This is a genomic window from Streptomyces sp. NPDC051567 (genome assembly GCF_044454165.1).
Lineage (GTDB): Bacteria > Actinomycetota > Actinomycetes > Streptomycetales > Streptomycetaceae > Streptomyces.
On the sequence record NZ_JBITDK010000006.1, the window covers coordinates 147,751 to 170,233 of the forward strand.

At 71.3% G+C, this 22,483-nt stretch carries 24 protein-coding genes and 2 pseudogenes; 11 read left to right on the forward strand and 15 right to left on the reverse strand.

Annotation, left to right across the window (positions count from 1 at the left end; translation table 11 throughout):
- Positions 1 to 19 precede the first annotated feature (19 nt).
- The 7 genes from ACIA5F_RS09780 (at position 20) to ACIA5F_RS09810 (ending at position 7,676) form a co-directional block, all read left to right on the forward strand.
- The gene (locus tag ACIA5F_RS09780) at positions 20 to 442 is read left to right on the forward strand and encodes a phage tail protein (protein ID WP_399351054.1); all 423 of its coding nucleotides are present in this window, start codon (positions 20 to 22) and stop codon (positions 440 to 442) included.
- Between the two features lie 132 nt (positions 443 to 574).
- The gene (locus ACIA5F_RS09785) at positions 575 to 1,297 is read left to right on the forward strand and encodes a LysM peptidoglycan-binding domain-containing protein (RefSeq protein ID WP_399351056.1); all 723 of its coding nucleotides are present in this window, start codon (positions 575 to 577) and stop codon (positions 1,295 to 1,297) included.
- Complete coding sequence (locus tag ACIA5F_RS09790; protein ID WP_399351058.1) at positions 1,297 to 3,228, forward strand: VgrG-related protein; 1,932 nt, start codon at positions 1,297 to 1,299, stop codon at positions 3,226 to 3,228. The genes ACIA5F_RS09785 and ACIA5F_RS09790 overlap by 1 nt, the downstream gene beginning before the upstream one ends.
- A gap of 116 nt (positions 3,229 to 3,344) precedes the next feature.
- Positions 3,345 to 3,779 carry a GPW/gp25 family protein gene (locus tag ACIA5F_RS09795; protein ID WP_399351060.1) on the forward strand — a complete coding sequence of 145 codons (435 nt, stop codon included), beginning with the start codon at positions 3,345 to 3,347 and terminating at the stop codon, positions 3,777 to 3,779.
- A gap of 6 nt (positions 3,780 to 3,785) precedes the next feature.
- Entirely contained in the window at positions 3,786 to 5,738 is a 1,953-nt protein-coding gene (locus tag ACIA5F_RS09800; protein WP_399351062.1) for a putative baseplate assembly protein, read from the forward strand.
- A gap of 76 nt (positions 5,739 to 5,814) precedes the next feature.
- Positions 5,815 to 6,381 carry a phage tail protein gene (locus ACIA5F_RS09805; protein ID WP_399351065.1) on the forward strand — a complete coding sequence of 189 codons (567 nt, stop codon included), beginning with the start codon at positions 5,815 to 5,817 and terminating at the stop codon, positions 6,379 to 6,381.
- Entirely contained in the window at positions 6,378 to 7,676 is a 1,299-nt protein-coding gene (locus tag ACIA5F_RS09810; protein ID WP_399351066.1) for an NADase-type glycan-binding domain-containing protein, read from the forward strand. The genes ACIA5F_RS09805 and ACIA5F_RS09810 overlap by 4 nt, the downstream gene beginning before the upstream one ends.
- A 784-nt stretch (positions 7,677 to 8,460) precedes the next feature.
- On the opposite strand, the gene ACIA5F_RS09815 is transcribed toward ACIA5F_RS09810, so the two are convergent.
- Complete coding sequence (locus ACIA5F_RS09815; protein WP_399351068.1) at positions 8,461 to 8,940, reverse strand: DUF2855 family protein; 480 nt, start codon at positions 8,938 to 8,940, stop codon at positions 8,461 to 8,463.
- An 84-nt stretch (positions 8,941 to 9,024) separates the two neighbouring features.
- Between ACIA5F_RS09815 and ACIA5F_RS09820 the strand changes: the two genes are divergently transcribed.
- Positions 9,025 to 9,669 (forward strand): CatB-related O-acetyltransferase, encoded by a 645-nt coding sequence (locus ACIA5F_RS09820; RefSeq protein WP_399351070.1) that lies wholly within the window; start codon positions 9,025 to 9,027, stop codon positions 9,667 to 9,669.
- Positions 9,670 to 9,833: 164 nt separating this feature from the next.
- Positions 9,834 to 10,043: pseudogene (locus ACIA5F_RS09825) on the forward strand (hypothetical protein); the annotation flags it as partial.
- Between the two features lie 130 nt (positions 10,044 to 10,173).
- Here the strand turns inward: ACIA5F_RS09825 and ACIA5F_RS09830 are convergent.
- From ACIA5F_RS09830 to ACIA5F_RS09890, 13 genes are all read right to left on the reverse strand, one after another.
- The gene (locus tag ACIA5F_RS09830; protein ID WP_399351072.1) at positions 10,174 to 11,304 is read right to left on the reverse strand and encodes a methyltransferase domain-containing protein; all 1,131 of its coding nucleotides are present in this window, start codon (positions 11,302 to 11,304) and stop codon (positions 10,174 to 10,176) included.
- A gap of 409 nt (positions 11,305 to 11,713) precedes the next feature.
- On the reverse strand, positions 11,714 to 12,025 hold the full coding sequence (locus ACIA5F_RS09835; RefSeq protein ID WP_399351074.1) for a hypothetical protein: 312 nt from the start codon (positions 12,023 to 12,025) through the stop codon (positions 11,714 to 11,716).
- Positions 12,012 to 12,200 (reverse strand): hypothetical protein, encoded by a 189-nt coding sequence (locus ACIA5F_RS09840; RefSeq protein ID WP_399351076.1) that lies wholly within the window; start codon positions 12,198 to 12,200, stop codon positions 12,012 to 12,014. Before ACIA5F_RS09840 ends, ACIA5F_RS09835 begins: the two co-directional genes overlap by 14 nt.
- A gap of 112 nt (positions 12,201 to 12,312) precedes the next feature.
- The gene (locus tag ACIA5F_RS09845; RefSeq protein WP_399351078.1) at positions 12,313 to 13,161 is read right to left on the reverse strand and encodes a helix-turn-helix domain-containing protein; all 849 of its coding nucleotides are present in this window, start codon (positions 13,159 to 13,161) and stop codon (positions 12,313 to 12,315) included.
- A gap of 21 nt (positions 13,162 to 13,182) precedes the next feature.
- A complete protein-coding gene (locus tag ACIA5F_RS09850; protein WP_399351080.1) occupies positions 13,183 to 13,707 on the reverse strand; it encodes a DUF6879 family protein in 525 nt (174 codons plus the stop codon).
- 467 nt (positions 13,708 to 14,174) lie between these two features.
- Entirely contained in the window at positions 14,175 to 14,522 is a 348-nt protein-coding gene (locus ACIA5F_RS09855) for a hypothetical protein (protein ID WP_399351081.1), read from the reverse strand.
- A gap of 596 nt (positions 14,523 to 15,118) precedes the next feature.
- Positions 15,119 to 15,586, reverse strand: a complete 468-nt coding sequence (locus tag ACIA5F_RS09860) for a hypothetical protein (RefSeq protein WP_399351083.1) — start codon at positions 15,584 to 15,586, stop codon at positions 15,119 to 15,121.
- Between the two features lie 237 nt (positions 15,587 to 15,823).
- Positions 15,824 to 16,003: a hypothetical protein gene (locus tag ACIA5F_RS09865; RefSeq protein ID WP_399351085.1), complete on the reverse strand. Its 180-nt coding sequence runs from the start codon at positions 16,001 to 16,003 to the stop codon at positions 15,824 to 15,826.
- A 264-nt stretch (positions 16,004 to 16,267) separates the two neighbouring features.
- Complete coding sequence (locus tag ACIA5F_RS09870; protein ID WP_399351087.1) at positions 16,268 to 16,708, reverse strand: hypothetical protein; 441 nt, start codon at positions 16,706 to 16,708, stop codon at positions 16,268 to 16,270.
- Between the two features lie 101 nt (positions 16,709 to 16,809).
- Positions 16,810 to 17,184, reverse strand: coding sequence for a helix-turn-helix transcriptional regulator (locus ACIA5F_RS09875; RefSeq protein WP_399351089.1), 375 nt, complete (start codon positions 17,182 to 17,184; stop codon positions 16,810 to 16,812).
- A 208-nt stretch (positions 17,185 to 17,392) separates the two neighbouring features.
- Positions 17,393 to 18,223: an HNH endonuclease gene (locus tag ACIA5F_RS09880; RefSeq protein ID WP_399351091.1), complete on the reverse strand. Its 831-nt coding sequence runs from the start codon at positions 18,221 to 18,223 to the stop codon at positions 17,393 to 17,395.
- Positions 18,224 to 18,469: 246 nt separating this feature from the next.
- On the reverse strand, positions 18,470 to 18,835 hold the full coding sequence (locus tag ACIA5F_RS09885; protein ID WP_399351093.1) for a hypothetical protein: 366 nt from the start codon (positions 18,833 to 18,835) through the stop codon (positions 18,470 to 18,472).
- Entirely contained in the window at positions 18,786 to 20,054 is a 1,269-nt protein-coding gene (locus ACIA5F_RS09890) for a recombinase family protein (RefSeq protein WP_399351095.1), read from the reverse strand. Before ACIA5F_RS09890 ends, ACIA5F_RS09885 begins: the two co-directional genes overlap by 50 nt.
- Before the next feature lie 64 nt (positions 20,055 to 20,118).
- Between ACIA5F_RS09890 and ACIA5F_RS09895 the strand changes: the two are divergent.
- Positions 20,119 to 20,433: pseudogene (locus ACIA5F_RS09895) on the forward strand (hypothetical protein); the annotation flags it as partial.
- Between the two features lie 165 nt (positions 20,434 to 20,598).
- Positions 20,599 to 21,087, forward strand: a complete 489-nt coding sequence (locus ACIA5F_RS09900) for a GNAT family N-acetyltransferase (protein ID WP_399351097.1) — start codon at positions 20,599 to 20,601, stop codon at positions 21,085 to 21,087.
- A gap of 100 nt (positions 21,088 to 21,187) precedes the next feature.
- Here the strand turns inward: ACIA5F_RS09900 and ACIA5F_RS09905 are convergent, their stop codons facing one another.
- Positions 21,188 to 22,480, reverse strand: a complete 1,293-nt coding sequence (locus ACIA5F_RS09905; RefSeq protein WP_399351099.1) for an acetyl-CoA carboxylase biotin carboxylase subunit family protein — start codon at positions 22,478 to 22,480, stop codon at positions 21,188 to 21,190.
- Positions 22,481 to 22,483: the final 3 nt, after the last annotated feature.

Below are 22,483 nucleotides of genomic sequence, written 5' to 3' on the forward strand. Positions count from 1 at the left end.
GAAAGAAAGAAGGCCCCCGATGGAGCGCAAGGACCCGGGCAGCACCATCTGGTTCACGCTGTCCATCGACGGCGAGAGCCTCGGCTACTTCAACGGGTGCGAGGGCCTGTCGTCCCAGGTGGAGATCGAGCACCGCCAGGAGGGCGGGAACAACGGCTTTGTGTGGCAGCTACCGACCCGCGTCACGTTCTCCACGATCCGGCTGACCCGCCCGCTCACCCCCGACACCACGAAGGTCGCGAAGTGGATCTCCTCCGTGCAGACGGGGATCAAGCGTCCCACCGCGCAGATCACCGCGCTGCGCGCGGACGGCTCGGAAGTGGCCCGGTGGGGACTGCTCGACGTGCTGCCGGTCAGCTGGCAGGGGCCGTCCCTGGACCCGGGGAACCCCTCCGTGGCCACCGAGGTCCTGGAGATCACCCACCACGGATTCACGGACTGACCACGCGACGGCGGACCGTGACACCGATCGGCGGACCGGACCCACCAAGTCAGCAAGTCAGCAAGGCACGGATCAGGAAGGCACCGACCAGGATGCACGGACTCGAAGTGAAGGGCACGGCGGAGCAGAGCCATGGCAGGTCGTAGCAGCGGGGCCGGCAAGAGTCTTGTCCGTGCCACCCTCGCCATCCACCAACCCCCCGTCGGCACCAGCACCACCCCGGGCGGTCTCATCAAGACGTTCTCCTTCGACTTCAACCCGGCCGAGCTGTCGATCGGCCGCAGCGCCCAGTGGAAGTACTCCGCCGCGCCCGTCGAACGCGACGGCCCGCTACCGGAGTTCCTCGGCAGCGAACCGCGCCGGCTCGGCCTGGAGGTCTTCCTGGACTCCTCCGCCAGGCCCACCAGCACCTCCGTGCTGAAGAAAGTCGAATCCCTCCTGTCCTGCTGCCAGGTGACCGCCAAGAGCATCGCCGCCAAGCAGCCGTCGCCGCCCTGGGTGGTCTTCCAGTGGGGATCGTTCTCGACGGCCCGCTTCACCGCGTACGTGAGCTCCGTGGACGTCTCCTACACCCTCTTCGGGACCAGCGGCGTGCCCATCCGCGCCACCTGCCGGCTCCAGCTCAACGAGATACCCAGCAAGACCGCCCGGCAGAACCCGACCTCGGGCGCACTGACCGCGCAGCGCGTGCACCGGGTGGTCGCCGGGGACTCGCTCCCTTCGCTGGCCTGGCGGGAGTACGGCGACGCGACCGCCTGGCGGGCGATCGCCCGGGCCAACGGGATCGACGACCCCGGACGGCTGCGCGCCGGCACGGAACTGCTGCTCCCGGCCCCCGAGGAGGTGCGCCCGTAATGGTCCAGTTCTCCTTCTCCAACGTCCTCAAGGTGACCATCGGCGGCACGGACCTGACGGCCGAGTCCGAGTTCGGCCCGTACCTCGTCGGCACCCACATCGACCAGGGCCTCGGCGCGCCCGCCGCCTTCGAGCTGGTCTTCCGCGACCCCTCCCGGTTCCTCCTCGGCAAGCTGGGGATCTCGTTCGGCACCACGGTCGTCCTCGCTCCCGTCGCGGACGGCCAGGGCGCCGCCGATCCGCTGCTGACCGGCGAGGTCACCGCGATGGAGGCCGAGTACGACGGCACCGGCAGCTACGCCGTGGTCCGCGGCTACGACTACGGCTTCCGGCTGATGCGACAGCGCCGGGTCGCCGCCTACCGCGACCAGACCGCCTCCGACATCGCCCGTGACCTCGCCGTGCTCGACGGCGTGCCCCTCGGGCGCGTCCAGCCCACCAAGACCGTCTACGAGTTCATCAGCCAGGCCAACATCACCGACTGGGACTTCCTGGCCCGGCTCGCCGACGACAACGAGATGGTCATGTCCGTCGACGCGGACGGACGGTTCCAGTTCGTGAAGGCGAAGGACGCCTCCGGAGCGCCGTCGCCCCGCACGGACGGTGACCACAGCACGTTCGTGCTCCAGGCCGGCCACGACATCCTGCGGCTGCGCACCGCGGTCACCGCCGCCGACCAGGTGCGCACGGTCGAGTCACGCGGATGGGACGTCCAGAAGAAGCGGACGCTCACCGCCACCGCCACCGCCGCCACCAACCCCGGGTTCAGCATCGGCTCCACCCCGGGCGCCGCGGCCGGCGAGTTCAAGAAGTCCACGCTGGTCGAGACGGGGACGCCGTACGACCGGCAGGCCCAGGTGAAGCACGCGGCCGACGCGCTCGCCGACGACGTCACCTCCGCCTTCGCCGAAGTGGAGGTCGTGGTGCGCGGCAAACCGAAGCTGCGGCCGGGGGTACCGGTGGCGCTCTCCGGCGTCGGACACCCCTTCGAAGGGAAGTACACGGTCACCTCCGTGCGGCACGTCTTCGCCGAGTCCAGGGTCTACGAGACCTTGGTGACGGTCAGCGGCCGGCAGTGGCGGTCGCTGTACGGGGTGGCCTCCGGCGGCGGCGCGGGCGGCGCCGGAGACCGCCAGCTCAGTGTGGCCCCGGCGCTCGTCACCGAGGTCCAGGACCCGCTCCAGCAGGGGCGGGTGAAACTGCGGTTCCCGTGGCTGGACGACACCTACGTGAGCGACTGGACCCGGACCGTCCAAGGGGGCGGGGTGCGCGGCGGCGGAGTGTTCCCCATGGACGTGAACGACGAGGTCCTCGTCGCCTTCGACCGGGGGGCGCTCGACCACGCCTACGTCATCGGCGGGCTCTACAACGGCAAGGACAGGCCGACGAAGGTCAAGGAACCCCTGCACGACGGCCTCCGCGGCCGGGCCACCCGGCGCACCGTCTCCGACCGGGCCGGCAACCGCATGGACCTGCTCGACCAGCGGGGCCGTTCCGAGGGCGTCCGACTGGCCAGCGGCGACGGCAAACTCACCGTCCACCTCGACCGGGCGAACACCAGGATCACCGTGGACAGCGGAGGGGAGGTCACCATCACCGGGAGCCGTTCGGTGTCGGTGGAGGCGGGTACCGACCTGTCGCTCAGCGCCCGGCGCCGCCTCACCCTCAAGAGCGGCGGACCGCTGACCATCCAGGGGCAGGGCGTCGTCAACATCACCTCCCTGACCGGAGCGGTCTCCCTGCGCGCGGCGGCCGCGCTGCACATGAAGGCGGGCGGCCTGGCCTCCCTCCACTCCGATGGCCTCGCCTCCCTCACCGCGGGCGGCAGCGTCCAGATCAACGCCGCGGTCAACGTGGGGCTGCGCGCGAGCACCTACATGCTCATGGGCAAGGGCAACGCCAACGGCGTTACCCTCCCCCCTCCCTTCTAGCCCCCTTTCCCTCCCCTCCCCACATCCCTCCCCCATCCCCTCCCAGCTCCCTCCCCGTTCTTTTCCCTCCCCCCTCCCAGCTCCTTTCCGGTTCTCCTCCAGGCGGTGGACGACAGATGGCCGAACAATTCGTCGGATCAGGGTGGGCGTTCCCCCTGCGCATCGGGCCGACCGGCGGGATCGCGCTGGTCAGCGGGGAGAAGGAGGTCGAGGAGGCGATCCGGCTGGTGCTGTCCACCGCGCCGGGCGAGCGCCCGATGCGGCCCGAGTTCGGCTGCGCCATCCACGACCTGGTCTTCGCGCCCGTCAACGAACAGACGGCGGGCCGCATCCGGCACGAGGTGTACATCAGCCTCGACCGCTGGGAGCCCCGCATCGAGGTCGAGGACGTCGAGGTGTCGACGGGCACCGACCAGAGCGTGCTCCACATCGACGTCCGCTACTCGATCCGCGGCGCCAACAACCCGCGCAGCCTGGTCTTCCCCTTCTACGTCATCCCGTCCCACGACGAGCCGGACGCCTCACTCCCGCCTCTGGAAAGCGACCGCTGATCACCGATGGCCCTGCCCTCGCCCCACCTCGACGACCGTCGTTTCCAGCAGTTCGTCGACGACGCCAAGCGCTACATCCAGCAACGCGCCCCGGAATGGACCGACCACAACGTCTCCGACCCGGGCGTCACCCTCGTGGAGACGGTCGCGCACATGGCCGACCAGATCGTCTACCGCCTCAACCGGGTCCCGGACAAGAACCACCTGGCCTTCCTCGACCTCGTCGGCATCACCCTCTTCCCGCCCACCGCGGCCCGCACCGACGTCACCTTCTGGCTCTCCGCCCCGCAGGAGGAGCCGCTGACCATCGAGACGGGCACCGAGGCGGCGACCCTGCGGACCGAGGCCCAGGAAGCCGTGGTCTTCGCGACCGAACACGACCTGGTGCTCGTCCCCAGCGAGCTGCGGCACCTCATGGTGCAGCACCAGGGTGGACCCGTCGTCGACCGCACCCACGAACTCGCCGAGGGCAACGACCTGTTGTGCTTCGACGAGTCGCCCGCCCCCCACGACTGCCTGCTGTTCGGTCTGAGCGCGGCCGTCCCGCACTGCGCCGTCGCCCTCGAACTCGACAGCCGGGTCGACGGCGTCGGTGTCGACCCGCGCACGCCACCGCTCGCCTGGGAGGCGTGGACCGAGGACGGCTGGCAGCCCTGCGAGGTCGACCGCGACGGCACCGGCGGTCTCAACCGGCCCGGCACGGTCGTCCTGCACGTCCCCGCCGGGCACGTGCTGTCCCGCAACGCGGGCCGGGAGGCGGGCTGGCTGCGCTGCCGGGTCACCCCGCCCCGTCCCGGCCAGCCCTTCTACACCACCTCCCCGACGGTACGGGCCGCCGACGCCTGCACCATCGGCGGCACCACCGCCGTCGTCCACGCCGAGACCGTGCACGACGAGCCGCTCGGCGAATCCACCGGCCTCCCCGGCCAACGCCTGCACCTCGCCCGTACGCCCGTCGTCGGCGACGACCCGCCGCTGCTCCTCCAGAGCGCCGAGCACGACGGCTGGGAGGACTGGCGGGTCGTCCCGCACTTCGCCGCCTCCGGACCCGAGGACCGCCACCTCACCCTCGACGCCACGACCGGCGAGATCGCCTTCGGACCCGCGGTGCGCGAGGAGGACGGCACGCTGCGCCAGTACGGCAAGGCCGCGCCGAAGGGCGCCGTCATCCGCGCCCGCCGCTACCGCACCGGCGGCGGCCGGGCCGGAAACGTCGCCCGGGGCGCCGTGCGGGTCCTGCGCACCTCCATCCCGTACGTCGCCGAGGTCGTCAACCGGGAGGCCGCGCGCGGCGGGGTCGACGGCGAGACCGTCGAGGAGGCCAAACTCCGCGCACCGGTCACCCTGCGCGCCCAGGACCGCGCGGTCACCCTGCGGGACTACGAGGAGCTGGCCCGCCGGGCCGCCCCGGAGACCGCCCGCATCACCTGCCTGGAGGGCGAGGAGAGCGAGCACGGCGCGTACGCGGTGCGGGTACTGGTGGTGCCGCAGGCCGTCCCGGACCCCGGCGGCAGGCTCCGCTTCGAACAACTCGTGCCCGGTGACGCCCTGCTGGAGCGCATCACCCGGTACCTCGACGAACGTCGTCTGATCGGGACCCGGCTGGCCGTCGGGCCGCCGTTCTACCAGGGCGTCACCGTCGTCGCCACGGTCCATGCCTTCCGCGGCGTCGACACCGACCGGGTGCGCCGCCGGGCCCACGACGCCCTCTACCGCCACCTCGACCCGCTCACCGGCGGCGCGGACGGCACGGGCTGGCCCTTCGGACGCCCGGTGCAGGCGGGTGAGGTCTTCGCCGTCCTCCAGCGCGTGCCCGGCGTCGAACTCGTCGACGAGATCGTCCTTCACCCCGCCGACCCGCTCACCGGGCAGCGCGGCGACCCGACCGCCCGCATCGACCTGAAAGCCCCGTCGCTCGTCTTCTCCTACGACCACCGGGTCCGGGTGATGGGCGCGTGAAGACCCTGCCGCCGGACCCGACGGCCTCCGCGCCCTTGACGACGACCCTGCCGGTCCCGCCGGGCGGGGGCGGGCGGTGAGGGGCTCCGTCGACGGGCTGGGCTCCTCGCTCCCCCTCGGCCCGATGCTGCCGGCCGTCTTCGCCGACGACGACCTGGCCCAGCGCTTCGTGGCCGGGATCGACGAGGCGCTGGCACCGATCCCGAACGTCCTCGACTGCCTGCCCGCCTACTTCGACCCGGCCCTCGCGCCGCTCGACTTCACCCGCTGGCTCGCCACCTGGGTGGGCGCCGAGACCGACGGCACCGAACCCGAACACCTGCTGCGCGCGGCCGTCGCCGCCGCCGCGCGCCTGCACCGCGTCCGCGGAACCCGGCGGGGGCTCGCGGAGACGGTCCGGCTGGCGTTCGGCGTCGCGCCGGAGATCACCGAGAGCGGGGCCGCGGGGTGGAGCGCCCACCCGCTCGGCCCGGTCCCCGGCGAGCGCCGCCCCCGCCTCCACGTCCACCTACGGCTCCCGGACCCCACCCTCGCGGACGAGGTCCGCCTGGAAACCCTGGTGGCCGCGACCCGCCCCGCCCACATGCCGTACACGGTCCAGGTGACCGCCGCGGAACCCCCCGAAAGGACCCTGGAACCATGACGACGATCCCCCGCTGTGCCGAGTGCGGAGTCCGCGCGGAACCGGGCCAGTCGTTCTGTGACGCGTGCGGCGCGGTGCTCAGCTGGACGGAACGGGCCGCCGCCGCGGGTACGGGGGGCGGGCCGGGGGCCGGGGCTCCCGCCGCTGCCGGGGCCGGCGGCGCCGAGGGCGAGGGGCCCGGCGCGCCACCCGCCCCGGTCCCCGCGGGCGCCGCGGGCGGGACGGCCCCCACCGAGCCCCCGGCCACCACCACCCGGGACCCCGTCGCGAAGACGCCGGACCAGCCGCCCGCACCCGAACCCGCCACCTCGGGCACCCCCGCCACCTCGGGCACCCCCGCCCCCGACACCACTCCCACCCCGGCCCCCGTCCCGGCCCCGGCCACCGCCCCGGCCCCCGAGGCGCTCTCCGACCGTGCCCGGCACCTCCTCGTCCCCGTACCCGCGTCCGACGCGCCGCCCCCTTCCGTCGACCCCGTCCTGCCGGGGCGGCCCCTGCCGCAGCCCCCGCAGTCCGTCCGGGAACCCGGACCGGAGCAGGGCGTCCACGGCGGGGCGCCGTGCCCGTGGTGCGCCACCCCCAACCACCCCGACCGCCACTTCTGCGTCCGCTGCGCGATGCCCACGGCCGGCCCCGAGGCCCCGCCGGGCCGCCGCCCGTGGTGGCGGCGCCTGCCGTCCTCCCGGCACCGCGAGACACCCTGGGCCGGCGACCGCCCCCGTCTGCGCCGCACCTTCGGCCGCGTCCTGACGTGGCTGACCGTGGCCCTCGTCCTGACGGCGCTGACCGTGCTGGCGTTCACCGCCCCCCGCGGCGTCCAGGCCACCCGCGACCACTTCGCCAAGCGCGCCCAGGTCTCCCCGGTCGGGTTCGCCGCCTCCCGTTCCTACCCCGGCCACCAACCGGACCTGGCCTTCGACAAGCTGAACAACACCTGGTGGGGCCCCGGGGTCTCGCAGTCCGGCGAAGGCGAGTGGATCGAGGCCCGCTTCGAGCAGCCGACCCGTCTGCTGGACGTGATCATCACACCGGGCGTCTCGCCCCGCGCCGACCAGATCGACCGGTCCGCCCTGCCGCACCACCTCAAGGTGACGATCCGCACGGAGAAGGGCACGACCGAGACCCGTCGGCTCACCCTTGACCAGGGCCTGGGCCCGCAACGCCGTGCGTTGCGGGTCGGCACGGTCATCTCCGTCCGCTTCACGGTCGAGTCGGCCTACCGGGCGGCGCCGGACAAGCAGGTCTCCCTGGCGGAGATCGAGTTCTTCGGCCCGTCCAGTACGAGCCTCTTCTGAGCACCACGCCGGACATCGCCCGCCGGGGAGGGCCGGGGAGGGCCGGGGAGGGCCGGGGAGAGGCCGGCTTCTGCGGCCCGGACGGCGGCACCGTCGTCCGGGAGGCGGTCACCGCGCTGCCGGACGGGCCCGCGCACGGCATCGCCTGGCCGGTCGGCGGCAAGTTCATGCAGCATGCGCTCGCCCAGCAGGGCGGCGTGCTCACCGACGCGGACAACGGCCACTCGGGCCGGTCCGGCCGTGCCCTTCTCACCTCGCCGGAACTGCTGGCCCATGTGACGTGGTGGCAGAGGCTGCACCGGAACGGCCACTACCTGCACACCGGGGTCCTGGAGGACCGGGCGGGCACCTTCAAGTCGGTCGCGCTGCTGGAACAGGAGGGCTGGTTCGACGAACACCCGCACCACCGGGCCCCGTTGGAGCAGCTGGCCCTGCGCGTCGGGCCCGCGCACGTGCACGGCCCGCTGGCCGGCGGGCTGCACGGCGTCCAGATGGTCATGATGGAAGCGATGCTGGACGCGCTGACCGGCGGAGTGCCGGTCGCCGAACGGTTCGCGCGGGCCGAGCCCGAGGCCCAGCGCGTCCTCGACGCGTACAACGCCTACGCGACCGGGACAGGCCCGCGCGGGGCAGCCGCCCGGCGCGGGCGGCTGCCCCGCACCCGCACCCGTACCCGCCCGCACCCGGGTCCGGTGGTCGATGACGGTACGTGCGGCGGAGGAGCCGGAGCCCGACAGGCCGGGCTCCGGCTCCTCAGCTCCTCCGTCGCACGGAGGCGGGACGGTCAGGAAGGGCTGATGACTGTCCCGGTGTGCGCGGGTAACTCACCGGCGAGCAGGGCGTCCAAGGCGTCCAGGAGCCCGTCGGGGCCCTCCAGACGCCGGACGGAGAGCCACGAGGCGGAGTCCTTCACGTACCGTTCCTCGGCGGTCGCGTACCGGCGCAGGTAGCTCTCGGCGCCCTCGGCCGCGATGGCCTGTTCCTCCTCGGGCGGGGTGAAGAAGATCTCCTGCACCGGGTCGGTCAGCCCTTGCGGCGGTGCGATCCGCGCGCCCGGGTGCGTGTATCCGACCAGCAGGGTCTGTGTCAGGTCCCCCGCGAAGTGGTCGTAGACCTGGAGCAGCCGCTCCGGCTGCCCGGTGAAGTCGACCAGGGTGGCGGGCCCTTCGACCGGGGCCGAGGCGAGGCGGTCGTACTGGTCGTCGTGTCGTGACCAAGGTGGCGAGGCGTCGTCCCCGGAGTCCGCGACGGCCTCGTGGAGCACGGTCGCCTCCGCGACCTCGGAGGCGAAGCAGGCAGAATGGGATTCTTTTCCGCTGTTCCCGAAGAGAAACCGAAAGCGATGGCCATGACCCAGCTCCCCGCGGACCCGACGGTGCTCCATCCCTTTCCCGATCAGCCGCGCGTGGTGCTCCTGAAGCCGCTGGTGACCTCACCGCTGATCGAGGTCGGGGAGTACTCCTACTACGACGACCCGGAAGATCCGACCGCGTTCGAGACCCGTAACGTCCTCCACCACTACGGGCCGGAGAAACTGGTCATCGGGAAGTTCTGCGCGCTGGGCACCGGGGTGCGGTTCCTCATGAACGGCGCCAACCACCGCATGGACGGCCCCTCCACCTTCCCCTTCCCCCTCATGGGCGGCTCCTGGGCCGAGCACTTCGACCTGCTCGCCGGCCTGCCGGGCCGGGGAGACACCGTCGTCGGCAACGACGTCTGGTTCGGCCACAACACCATGATCATGCCCGGGGTACGCATCGGGCACGGCGCGATCATCGCCTCCGGCGCCGTCGTCGTCGCCGACGTCCCCGACTACGCGATCGTCGGCGGCAACCCGGCCGAACTCATCCGCACCCGCTACGCCGCCGCCGACATCACCCGCCTCCTCGACCTCGCCTGGTGGGACTGGCCCGCAGAACACCTCACCGCACACATCCGGGTCGTCATGTCCGGCACCGTCGACGCCCTCGAAGACATCGCACCACGCGCCTGAGCCACCCCGCAGGAACCCCGCACCACACCGGAACAGGCCCAACGCCTGGACGGCCGGACGCTCTCCCGCGCCCGAAGGAAGCAGCCGCGCCTGTACGGGACCCGGTGGCCCGGCCCGTCCTCGTCGAGAGCGTCTACGTCAGGATCTGCGGCTATCGTGCTGTCGTGACTGGTTCTGTGCAGTGGCCGCTGCTGTTCCTTGATGTCGACGGACCACTCATCCCTTTCGGTGCCGCACCCCAGCCGTATCCGACCTACGAGACAGGTACCGAACCGCTGGGCGCGGACGCGAATCCGCTGCTGACCAGGATCGATCCCGGGCACGGGGCCCGGCTGGCGAACCTCCCGTGCGAGGTGGTCTGGGCCACGACCTGGAAGAACGCACCGAGCTTGCACCTTGTTCCCGACCTGCGGAAATGAGCTGAGCTGCAAGGTGCCACAACCTCGTGGTGGCCCCTACCCGTGCGCCACGGGGGACGACACACGGGCAGGGTGCTCGGGCCCGCTACGTGATCGGGTGGTCCCGGCTGTCGAGCCAGACGGCCTGTTCGCCGTCGGGGGTCACGGTGATCCCGAAACGGGTCAGCTCGGGCCTGCCCTCCTCCAGCCACCAGAGCCGGGCCCTGGTGATCTCGTCCCAGAGCCGACGCGGCCCGGCCTGGTGCACCGCGCCCTCGTCGTCCCAGTCCTTGTACCGGACGGACGCCCAGGAACCCCGGCCGTCGGTCAGCTGCATCCGGTACGTCAGCGCCGGGTCCTGCTCGTCCCAGGTGTGCATGTAGCGCGCCCCTGGCACTCGCAGCCCGATGGCGAACGCGGCGTGCACGCTCTCGCTGGCAAGTTCCGGGTCCATCCGGGACGGGCCCCGCGAGTCCGGGGCCGTCCCGGGACGGTCCGCCTCCTGCGGGCGCTGAGCACGCACCCACATGAAGCTGACGTTGTCCACGAACCGGCCGTACGACGGCCCGCCCGCCTCGCCGACCTCCAGCCGCAGCAGCCCCGCATTGGCGTACGGCGTGCCCCATGGCGTGACGATCACCCCGCCGGGCCGGGTCTGCTCGATCCACGCGCGCGGCACCCGCTGCACGGCGGCCGTCGAGTGGATGCGGTCGAACGGCGCGGACAGCGCCCACCCATCCAAGCCGTCCCCGATGACGCTCACGGGCTTGAACCCGGCCGCTGCAAGGCTCCTCCGGGCCGCGTGGCCCACAGCGGGGTCCAGCTCGACCGTCGTCACGTTCTCATCACCGAGCCGTGCACAGAGCAAGGCGGCCGTCCACCCCGTCCCGGTGCCCACCTCCATGACCCGGTGGCCGTCCCCCACGTCCAGGTGACCGAGCATCCGTGCGACCAGCGCGGGCAGGGAAGCCGAAGACGTGGGCACCCCGGGGCCGTCCGGCTTCCCGTCGTCCAGCTGGGTGACCACGACGCTGTTGGCGCCTGCCAACTCCTCCCAGCGGTCCGGCTCATCGGCCCGACGCAGCCGCCGGAACCCGCTCGGGCTGTCCTCGTCCGGGGCCCACACCACATCGGGGACGAAGGCAGAGCGCGGGGCGCGCTCGAACGCGCCCCGCCACTCCTCGCCCAGGTCGCCGGCCTCGGTCAGCCCCGCGAGCAACTGTGCGTAGTCGTTCATCAGTTGCAGCCGCTCACTTGCTCGGGGCCGGGGGGATCGGCTTGCTCCACTGGCCGTCCGACTCCTTCGGGCTCTGCCCCTTGTCCCCGCTCGAACCGCCCTTGCCGTCTCCGTGCTTACCCATGACTGGGGTCTCCTCTCCGTCGATGGTGCAGATCAGTTGGTGTGCTTCTGGGCCCGCGCACAGGGGCGCCCCGGGCCGGAGGCCGCGCCGGGCGGCATCGGCCCCGGGCCCGGGGGCCTGTTGGGTCCGGGCGTCGGAGTGCTCATACTGGTGTCTCCTCACACTGAGGCGGAGCCGGGCACTGGTTGGTGCCCGGGTCGTTCGGTGGTGCGGAACCCGCTCCGACCGTTCGAGCTGTCCAAGGTCCGCCGGTCGGGGCGGGAGTCTGGATGGGCCGTTCCCGGCCTACATCCGCCAGGCGGGCCGCGAGTTGATCAGCCTCGTGCCCGCCCGAAGCCGGGTCATCGCCGCCGACTCGGCAGGCTCCAACTCGGTCTGCTCGGCAGGGGGGTTCAGCTCCCTGTCGGCCCAGTCCCGGGCCTCCGCGAAACCGGAGAACCAGACCGGCCGCCCGGCCCGCCCCTCGGCCCACGTCGGCGGCCCGCCGTCGCGGTAGTCCAGGACGCCGTACCCCTCCAAGCCGACAGGGCCGGTGCGCGGACAGGGGCGCAGCTCGGCGTGCTCGGGGTCACCGCTCCGGACGTCAGCCCTCGACACCGGGCAGTCCCTTCGCGTGCACGTGGCAGGCACAGTAGGGACGCACGGGCCGGAGCTTGCCCGCCTTCCGCAGGGCCTCGGCCGTCCGGTACTCGTCCAGAATGGCGGCCATCTCCTGCGGGGTGGCCCGTCGGTCGTCCCGGTTGCGCCGTCGCTGCCGCGTACCCGTCGTCATCGCTTGCACGCTCCCTACGTCCGCTGCTGCGACTGCATCTGCAATCCCGTCAGCAAGACGGTAGGGAGCAAGCAGGCCGAGCCGCGAGCACATTGCACGGCATTGCAGAACGTCATCCCAGGGCGGCAATGGCCTCGGTGATCAGCGCCCGCGCATGCGCGCCGTAGACGGCCATCCGGGACATGTCCTGAAACGCCTTGGCGTACGTGCTGATCTCACCAGGGGCCGTCACAACCACACGAGCCGACAACAGCTCTACCTGCACCCGTGTGTCATCGAAGATCGAAAAGGACTCGACGGGCCACATCTTCCGGCGGCCCTTGAACGGCACCACGCCGAGAGAGACGTTGGGGAGGGACATCACGGTCAGCAGGTAGCCGAGCTGTCCGGCCATCCCCTCATCGTCGGCAAGCTGATGCCGCAACACGTCTTCCTCGACCAGCAAGGCGAACCGGTGGTTCCCCTCGCGGATCACGTTCGACCGCGCCATGCGGGCCGCTACAGCCTCCGGCACGTCGTTGGGGATGCCCCGGAACTCCGTGATGGCTTCGAGTAGCCCCGTGGCGTAGGCGGGCGTCTGGAGCAGGCCGGGGACCACGGCGGAGCAGTAGACGCGCATGTGGCGTGTTCGCTCGAACAGCGGGGTGATCGCTTCCTGAGTCTGCCTCATCCCCGTGCGGTGAATACGCTTCCACTCGGTGTACATCGAGTCAGCCGACCGAGAGGCAGCGATCAGGTCGGCAGCCCGCTCAGGAACTCCACAAGCCTCGCACCATGCCCGGATATCGGTATCCGACGGCATGGTGCGGGCATTCTCGATCCGAGAGGACTTGGACGCGTGCCAGCCGCAGCGCTGAGCAAGTTCAAGGCCGGTCAGCTCAGCATCCCTGCGAATGCCTCCCAGCCGGTCAGCAATGGCCTTCCGTGCCTCCTGGGCACTGGAGAGCGGCGAAGCGGGCATCAGCGGTGCTCTCAGGGCCTCTCAGACCGCGTAATCGGCGTGCGGGGTGCCACGCTCCCAGACGGCCTCGAACGCAGAGGCGCACAGCTCTGCAACGGCAGGGTCCTCGGTGTACTCGGGTGCGGCCGACGCACCCTCACCGGTGAAGTGATTGAAGCGCACCAACTGGCCGTTGAACAGCCAGAAGTCGTTACCCGGCAGAGCCAGCGAGGACGCCAACCGGCGGGGCATCCAACGAACTTGCTCACCAGCGCCCACGATCACCGAGGTACCAGCATGCTCGTACCGGATGTACTCCGAGACGGGCTCGGACACCACCCGGGCACGGCGGACGACCACGCCCCGGCGAGTCGCGTCCTGGATCAGCTCCACCCACGATCGCCAGTGGTCCGACTCGGGGTCCACGTTCCGGGCGCCGGTCTCCCGCCATGCCCTGAGCGCTTCCGACTCGCGGGTGATCCCGTAGCTGTCCCTCAGCTCAAGATGTACCGCTGACGTCTTCGCCACCCTGAGCAAGTCGGCGACGGTGGGCACGCTCTGCGACATCACAAGCCTCTCGGATCATCGGCACCATGCGGAACGGGACACGGAAGATGCCCTCACCTTCGGGGCATCCGGACGAGTGGCCGGGGATGTGTGTCTCAGCGCACGTGGCAACGGTCTCGGCATCGGCCACGTACGACTGAAACACCAGGTCTTCGGCCTCCTCGTCCACCCACACGGTAGGGCTCTCGTCCGTGTCCGTGTTGGGATCAATGCCGACGAACGTTAGCTCCATGGTCCCCACCCCTGTCGAGTCAGTTGCACTGGCGTGCGCGACCATCACCCGAGAGCGTGACATGCGTCAAGGGTGCCAGTGAAGTCTCACCCCCGACGAAGCCCCTGCGACATGACGCCCCGCCAGAATCACACAGCGTCCACCGCCGGCCGAGCGGAGAGTAACCGGCCCAGAACGCACGAAAGGCCCCGGCTGCCCAGTTCGTTGGGCGGCCGGGGCCGGGGTGCTCAGGCGGTCAGATGCGGTTGCCCCAGCGGTGGGCGGCGAGGCTGCGGGCGGCGCTGGAGCGGCCCACCGGGGGCTCGTCGGCGGGGAGGCGGACGCGGGCGATGAGGCGGCCCGCTTCGGCGCGGAGCTGGCGGGCCTCGGCGATGAGCGGGTGGGCGACCATGACGCCGTGGCGGGTGCCTCCGGCGATCAGGCGGCCGTCCGCGCGGACCTGTTCGTCGCAGTGCACGGCGTCGCGTAGGTGGTGTTCGGCGAGGCGAAGTGCGGCGTCCTCCTGGGGGTCCAACTCGACCTCCAGGGCGGAGAATCCGGCGCGCAGGTCGGTGATGATCTCGTTCAGGGAGACCCCTTTCACTACTCTCGGTGTATGGATGTGACGCTGTGCGCATGAGGGTTGGTTCATGCCTATGCGCATCGGTGCTGGGCTGCTATGACGCCCCGGAGAAGAAGAAGGCGCAGGGAGGAGTCACCCCCCGGGTGACGTGATTGGCGTCACGCGCCGACGCGCGCCGAAGCCTCGCGTTCGATGACGTCTCGCGCGCTTCGAGTCGGCGAACGACGACGCCAACTCAGCTTTGCGAAAGGCTGGTTCGGCGTCGCGATGTGCTTGACGCTGCGTGTGGCCGTATGCCTATGAGCGTCGGCTGTCCTTCGGTGTGACCCGCGCAGCGTCACCGGCAGGAGCGAATTGGTGGACAGGCTGTCCACCAACCAACCGTCCGGCCGGAGCCGCCCCGCGACGGTCCTGTGCGTCCGCCTCGCGGCCTCGCAGGCAGCTCGAAGGGTAGACCTCCGGCAAGGCCCTGATCGGCCGTCGCGCGGGGGCTTGTGGCCTCCGCCCTCTGGCCCTGGCTTTGGAGGGACAGGCTGTCGCTCCAAAGCCCCCAACCGCGCAAAAATGCGCAGTTGCGACCCTGGGCTAACTGCGGAAATTTCCGCAGTTAGCGGCGGTCACCACGCCCGGCGAATCAGTCGCTCTGCGATCGCCTGGTGGTCGGTCTTGGCGGGGGCGTTCGGGGTCAGCCCGCCGACCCCGAACAGTGGGCGCGGGATGGTCGCCTCGGCCAGGTTGCGACACAGCGCGTCCAGGTCCACGAAGGGGGCGGCGGCGCGGGCCGCGTCGGCGGCGAACGTCGGCAGCGAGTATCCGGCGATGACCTGTTCCGCTTCGGCTCGGCGGGCGTCCTCGGCGGCCTGGCCGCGTAGCTCGTCGGCCTCGACGGATGCGCCGCTGTGCTCCTCGCGGACGTGGGCCAACTCGGCTTCCAGGTCAGCGATTCGGGCGTCTCGCGGGTCGGGCTCGGGCTCCGGCCGGCCGGAGGGGTCAGCCTCGGCGGCGGAGGTCGGCATGGGGTCGGCGGGCGTGGGGGTGTCGGGGTGGGCGACACCCCCGGGGATGACCTCGGCGGGCGTTGGCATGGGTTCTCCGGTCTGGCGGCGGGACGGGGCTGGGGGCGGCCAGGTGTCAAAATTGACACCTGGCCGGGCGCGTCTCGGGCGGCGCGGGACTGGTCCGTTTGAGCCGGTTAGGCGGGACGGCCCCAATGTCAGTCTTGACATTGAGCCCTGGGTGCTCAAATTCCATTTGGAGTTTGAGCACCCGGCGGGGTGGCGGGAACCTTGGTTATTTCTTTCCAAGGTCCCAACCCGGAGGGGTCACACCTTGGCGGGTGGGGTGACCGTGAAGGCGATGGCGCGGGCCGGGTCGATGGTGGCCACGCCGCACAGGGTGTCCACGATGGACACCTCGGACTTCACGGACGGGTCGAAGTCCATGGTCACGCGCAGCGCGTATTGGTTGTCGGCGGCGGAGACCGAGCGGGCTCCGCCCTGCACCTCGCTGGGCGCGCACCGCGAGGGCGAACGCGGTCTTGTGGAAGGCGACCGCGCCGTCCAGGTGCGGGGAGACGACCACGCGGAAGCCGAACAGCTCGCCCATGGTCGCGTTGCGCAGCGCGTGGGAGTCTCCGGCCTCGTTGACCTTCTGGAGCTGTTCGACATCCAGCAGGATGTTCTGCACGTCCGGGCCGATGGCGAGGAATCGATCGGTGGCGGGGATCTCGCGGCGGGTGAAGTCAGCGGCTGCGGCGGTCAGCATCTTCACGACGTGACCAGCCTCGCCCGGCTTGGCGTCGGCCTTGATGACGCGGGCTCCGGCGGCCTTGCTGGCGGCGTTGAGCAGGGCGGCGGCGGACTTCTCGACGTAGGTGGAGACGGCGTCCAACTGGGCTTGAGGACCTGCTGGCCGAAGCTCTCTATGTTGAGGGTCATGTCCTTGGTGGTGAAGGCGGCGGCGTCGGTCGGCTCGTCGGTCAGCTTCACCTGGACGTGGCCCTCCTCCACCTTGGTGTAGACGGTGGTGCCGTTGAAGTTCTGGGCGACGCGGCGCTTGGGGGTGCGCACCCGCACCGAGTCGCCCCGGCCGCCGGTGAACGCGGCCTCGGCGTCGCGCATCACGCACTCGCCAAGGACGGAGTTGGAGCGCATCAGGGCCAGGCTCACGGCCACGACGTCGGTGATCTCGAAGGTGTTGCCAGTCATACGGGGTGGCGCCTTTCCTCGGGGTTCCCGCCGCTGCGGCGGGAACGGGAAAGCCCCGGCCATCTGCGGCACGGGGCTGGGTAGTTCGGGTGTCGGGGCGGTCAGCCGGCCGAAACGGCGGGGGCCTCGGCGAACAGCTCGGCGGCGGTTGGCGGCTGGTAGCCGTCGGGGGCGCGGAACAGCTTCGCTTCACCGCTCATGAAGTACTGGTCCCCCGTGCGGCGCAGGGTGAGCAGGGCGGACAGGAACGTGAACTCGGCGTCCGGGTTGGCCTCCCACGCTTCGTGGTTGACCACGTCCCGGTAGGTCAGCCCGAGCGCGTTGCACCACGTGAGGTAGTGCGCGGGGGTCGGGGTCTTGTCCTCGGCCTCCCAGGCGTAGACGGTGGCGAGGTGGACGCCGACGCGGTCGGCGACCTCGGCGACCGTCAGGTCCAGGGCCTTGCGGCGGGCGGCGAGGGAGAACGGGTGGATCACGGTGACGGGTCCTTCAGTCGGTCGGTGGCGGGGTTCATGATCACCAGGGGGTTCGGGGTGAAACGGCACGCTGACGGCCTCACTCGCCCCGAATCTGGTGATCATGGTCGGGGGTCGGGGGTCGGGGGTCGGGGGTCGGGAGGCGGCTCGGCCCGCTCTGGCAAGGGGCTCGGCGGGTGCGGTTCGGGGTGCGGCCCCCTCCCTGGGGTCAGGGGGTCGGGGGGTTTGCGCACGTCACGACATCCCCCCGAATCTGAGGTGGGGTCAGGCGTTCGCGCGGGGAGATCCACTCGGACGCCAGCATGTCGCCCTTGTCGGTGTTGCAGTCCCGGCAGGCCCAGCGGAGATTGGCGATCTCCGTGAGCCCTCCGCGCGCCACCGGCCGGACGTGGTCCAGGACTTCACCCGGCGTGGCCAGTGCGGACGGGCAGTACGCGCAGTGGCCGCCGAACCGCTGCGAGACGTTGCGGCGGATCGACTCCCGGCGGTCCTTGAGGCGGCGGCGCTGCTCGGCCTGGCAGGCGCGGCAGACGCCGTCCGGGAACTGCATCACCTCCTTGCGGAAGCGGCAGCGTCGGCACGGGCGGGGCTTCTCTCCGGGGTCTCTACCGGCCTGGCGGGCCTTGCGGCGGGCGTGCTCGGCGGCGCGGGAGCACTTCTCGGAGCAGTAGCGCCTGCGGGGGTCGGCCACCGCGTCCACGCTGCCCGTGCACCGGGGGTTGTGGCACGGCCGGGGGCCCTGTGCAGTGCGCTCCAGTAGTTCGGCGCGGCGGGTGTCCTCACGGCGGCGCGCCCTGCGGTCGTCCGCGCACGGCTCGCAGTAGGTGACCTGCCCGGCGAGGGCGGGCCGCCTGCCCGACGGCTCGCCGCACTCACCGCACAGCGCGGGGTCCGCAAGCTCTCTCAGCGCCGCGCGCTGGGACTCCTGCGCCAGGGCGAACGCCCTGCGGCAGCGGTCGTCCGCACAGACCGCCTGCGGGCCGTCCCGGGCCCGGGGCCGCACCCCGCACACCCGGCACCGGGCCGTGGTGGTCTCCATGTCCGGCACTCCTCCCCCCGACGAAACGCGGTGATCATGAACAGGTGCAGGCGCAACCGCCCCGCTCGCCTGCGGACGAATCCCGGAGCAAATGAGAGAGACCCCGGCGCAGTGCCGGGGTCTCCCGCGAAGCCGCCGCGCACGTTCGAGTGCGCGCATCTGTCCACTTGTATTGAGGGGAAGCGGTTAACACCGAGCCCTCAACTCCCCACGAGAGAAAGTCTCATAGGTATTAAGCCGGGCCGGTTAACGGCTCCCCTCCCCGGCCGCCGGCTTCGGGGGCTTCCACCCACGCGGCTTCTTCCACACGATGTCCAGCCGGTCCGCCTTGAGTCGTGCCCCCGAGTAGGGGGCCTTCTTCAGATACACCCGCTCGATCGCCAGCCGCAGCAGCTGACCCCGGTAGTGGCTGTCACCGGACTCCCACAGCTTCAGGCAGCGCTCGGGATCTCTCAGCGCCGAGATGTCCGCTATCGGCTTGGCCACCGCCTCCCAGTCCTTGCGGGCGCTCTCCACGTCCTCCACCGCCGCCCGTCGCAGCTTGATGAACGTCTCCTCGCCGTCACGGCCGGTGTAGGCCCCGCCCGCGTTCAGCCGGTCCAGGCGGGCCACGGCCTCCTCCGCCAGCTTGATCTGGCCCCGGGCCTTCGGACTCCCTCTGGCTCTCCTCCGGCTGCGAGAGGGCCACCCAGCCCTCTGCGACGGCCAGCATGACGGGGTCCAGCGGGCTGGCGGTGGTCAGCTTCTTGTGCCACTCCTGGGCGAGGACTCGTTCCACCGAGGCCCGCATGCCGGTAACCGGGTCGGGGCACGTGGTGATACCGAGGCAGAGCGGGCCGCAGCGGAACGACTGGCCATGGATCGTCGCCGTGTGGCCCTTCTTCGGGTCACGGCCACCGCCGTCGCACCAGATGAGGCCCGAGGCGGGCGAGCGCTCGACAGGCTTCCCCTGTTCCTCCACGGTCGGCAGGTTCTTGCGCCGGTCGATCCCGGCCGCGATCCGGCGGTGCTTGTCGAACGTCTCCTGTGGGATGGTCTCCGCCCCCTTGGCGAACACCCGCACCGGCTTGCCCTTGGCGTTCAGGTAGAGGTGGTGGTGCCCCTTCACGGTGAAGACCTGCCATCCGAGGTACACCGGATTACGCAAGATCTTGCCGACGGTGTTCGACCGGACGGGGCCGCCCCGAGACGAGCGGTACCCGTCGGCGGTCAGCCCCAGCGCGATCTTCCGGCTCGAAGCGCCTTCGGCGGCCTCGTTGTGGATACGCACGATCATCGGCCAAAGCTTGCCAGGCTTCAGCTTGCGCTTCTTCGTGACCTTGCACCCGATCGGCGCACCCGACAGCCACTTGCCCTCCTCGCGCTGCTGGGCCTTGGTGTCGCGGACCTTCTCCGACAGGACACGGCTGTACTCGCGGGCGTCCTCCGCCTTGCCCACGATGCGGGAGCGGTCGGCGGGGATGTCGGTGTCCAGTCGGTCCAGGTCGAACACCAGGCGCTTGCCCGGGACGTCCAGGATCTTCAGCACGTCGCCCGCACCCTGCCGGGAGTAACGGGAGGAGTCGTACACCCACAGGCAGTCCGAGTCACCTTCAAGCAGAGCGTGCACCGCCGCGTCGAACTCCGGGCGCTTCACGCCCTTCTTGTAAGCGCTCAGGTTCTCGCGGAAGATCCGCCGGATCTCGTACCCGTTGTCCTTCGCCCACGCCCGGCCCCGCACCTCCTGAGCCTTCAGAGACAGGATGTCCCGGGCAGCCGTACCCCTCACGACCTGGGACTTCCTGAGAAGCAGGTCGAGATAGCGCACCGGTCCGGCAGGCTTGCGAGCCATGGTTCCACTCTCCAGTCAGCGGCACGGGCCTGCATCCTGGAGGTGCAAGGGCGACCCGTCGCTCTGGATGGCTGACGCGAACGAGTGCATCGCTCCGCGGATCGGTCTGCCACCGCTGGCGGTGGTGATCTGGCCGGAACCCTCCGACACCGATGACCAGGACGAGCGGGACGGACTGCACTGGAAGACCCGGGCCCTTGTCGAATGGGCGGCGGGACGCCCGTTCGCCTGGGCCGACGACGAGATCACCGGTACCGACCGGGCCTGGGTCACCGCCCACCACCGAGGACACGCCCTGCTCCACCGCGTCGATCCCCGCCATGGTCTGACCGACGACGACTGCACGGTTCTCGATTCGTGGCTGCGTCGGCCGTCCTGACACCCGGCCGACGCAGCCACGAGGACAGACCCACCACCCGCGAAGGCAGGGGGGGAGGAGAACGGCGTCGCCGGAAGGGAGTCCGTGTGCGGTCCCGTCCCGGGTGATGTCGGTCCGGGTGGGAAAGGTGTTGCGGCCCCGCAGTCGTGCCGACATCCTGTCCGCATGTTGATCAGGGAAGCCGTCACCGAGGACTGGCCCGCCGTCTGGCCCTTCTTCCACAAGATCGTTGCCGCGGGGGAGGCCTTCACCTACCCCGTCGGCCTCACCGAGGAGCAGGGCCGGGACTGGTGGTTGCTGCCCGCCCCGAACCGTACGGTCGTCGCCGTCGACGACAACGGGACCGTGCTGGGCACGGCGAAGATGAACAACAACCACATGGGTAACGCCTCGCACATCGCGAGCGCCAGTTACATGGTCGACCCGGCGCACTCCGGGCAGGGCGTGGGCCGCGCGCTGTGTGCGTACACGCTGGAGTGGGCGCGCGCGGCGGGGTTCCGGGCCATGCAGTTCAACGCGGTCGTCGAGACGAACACGCACGCGGTGAAGCTGTACCGGTCCCTGGGCTTCGAGGTGCTGGGCACCGTCCCGGAGGGCTTCCGGCACCCGGCGGAGGGCTATGTCGGGCTGCACGTCATGCACCGCGCCCTCTGAGCGGCGGCGAAGAACCGGGACAGCCGGGCCGTGAACCGGGCACCCCGTCGGGCGGCCGGTTCACGGCGCGCGAGCGTACGGGCCTCCGGCCCGCCGGGCGTCAGACGTGGTCGCGGCGCGGCGGGGAGACGTGGAAGACGAACGACAGGGCCTCCACCCGGGAACGGGCGGCCGCGAGGGCTTCGTCCGCGGTCGGGCCCGTGCCCCTCGCGCGGGCGATACGGGCGAAGGAGCCGGCGAGGTCCGTCAGTTCCGAGCCCTCCGCCAGCAGCACGGTGACGTCCGGGTCGGTCAGCCCCGGGTCCCCGTCCGCCAGGCCCATGAAGGTCCCGCCGACTTCCGGGGCCGTGAACCAGATGGCCTCGCACCGCGGGGCGCGGTCCTCGTCCAGGACGGCGCGGATGTCCGGCAGGACCTTGGCGCCGCACGCCTGCCGGGTCTGGAGCTCGATCATGTCGACGCCCGTGGCGTCCTTGACCAGGTTGAAGATCTCGTCACCGCCCACCCGCAAGTGGGTCTCGATGACGCGCGGGCCCTCGGCCGTGAGGACGATCTCGGTGTGCGTCGGCCCGAACTCCACGCCGAGGGCGTCCAGTACGCGGGCCACATGGGCGCCGACGGCCTCCTGGGCCCCGGCGTCCAGCGGGGCGGGCACGACGTGGCCGAGCTCGACCATGTCCCGCGGGTCCGAGTACTTGCGGGTGATCGCGACCACCACGTGCTCGGCGGCCTCCGAGAACGCCTCCACGCTGTACTGCGGCCCCGTGTGGTACTCCTCCGCGAGGACGCCGAGCCGGGCGATCCCCGGGAAGTCGCCGGCCGCCGCGAGGTAGGCGGCCGACGCCTCCTGAGGGGAGTGCACGAGGGTGACCCCGAAACTGGCCGTGCCCGCCGTCGGCTTGACGATGAACGGGTAGCCGGCGCTCTCGCCGAAGGCGAGCAGGTCGGCCTCGCCGAACGCACGCGCCGCCGTCGTGTCCTCCACGCCCGCCTCGCGCAGCCGTTCCCGCATCGCGTGCTTGTCCTGTACCAGGCGTACGGTCCGCGCACGGTGCGTGGCGATGCCCAGGGCGGCGCCCACCGCGGCGGCGCGGTCCTGGTCGTGCTCCCAGAACGTGGTGATCCGGGTGACCGGCTGGATCGTGTGGACGGTACGGGCCAGCGCGACGACCTCGTCCATCGGGGCGTCCTTGCGCACCGCGAGGACCCGCGCGTAGTGGCCGGACTCGGTGATCCGGGACAGGTGTTCGGGCCGGCAGAGCACCGAGACGGTGGCGGACTCGTCCAGTTCACGTATCCGGCCCGCGAAGTCCAGCTGGGGGCCGATCGCGAACAACAGGTAGTGGTCGGAGGCAGGAGAGGGGGAGAGGGCGGTGGGGACACGGTCAGACATGGG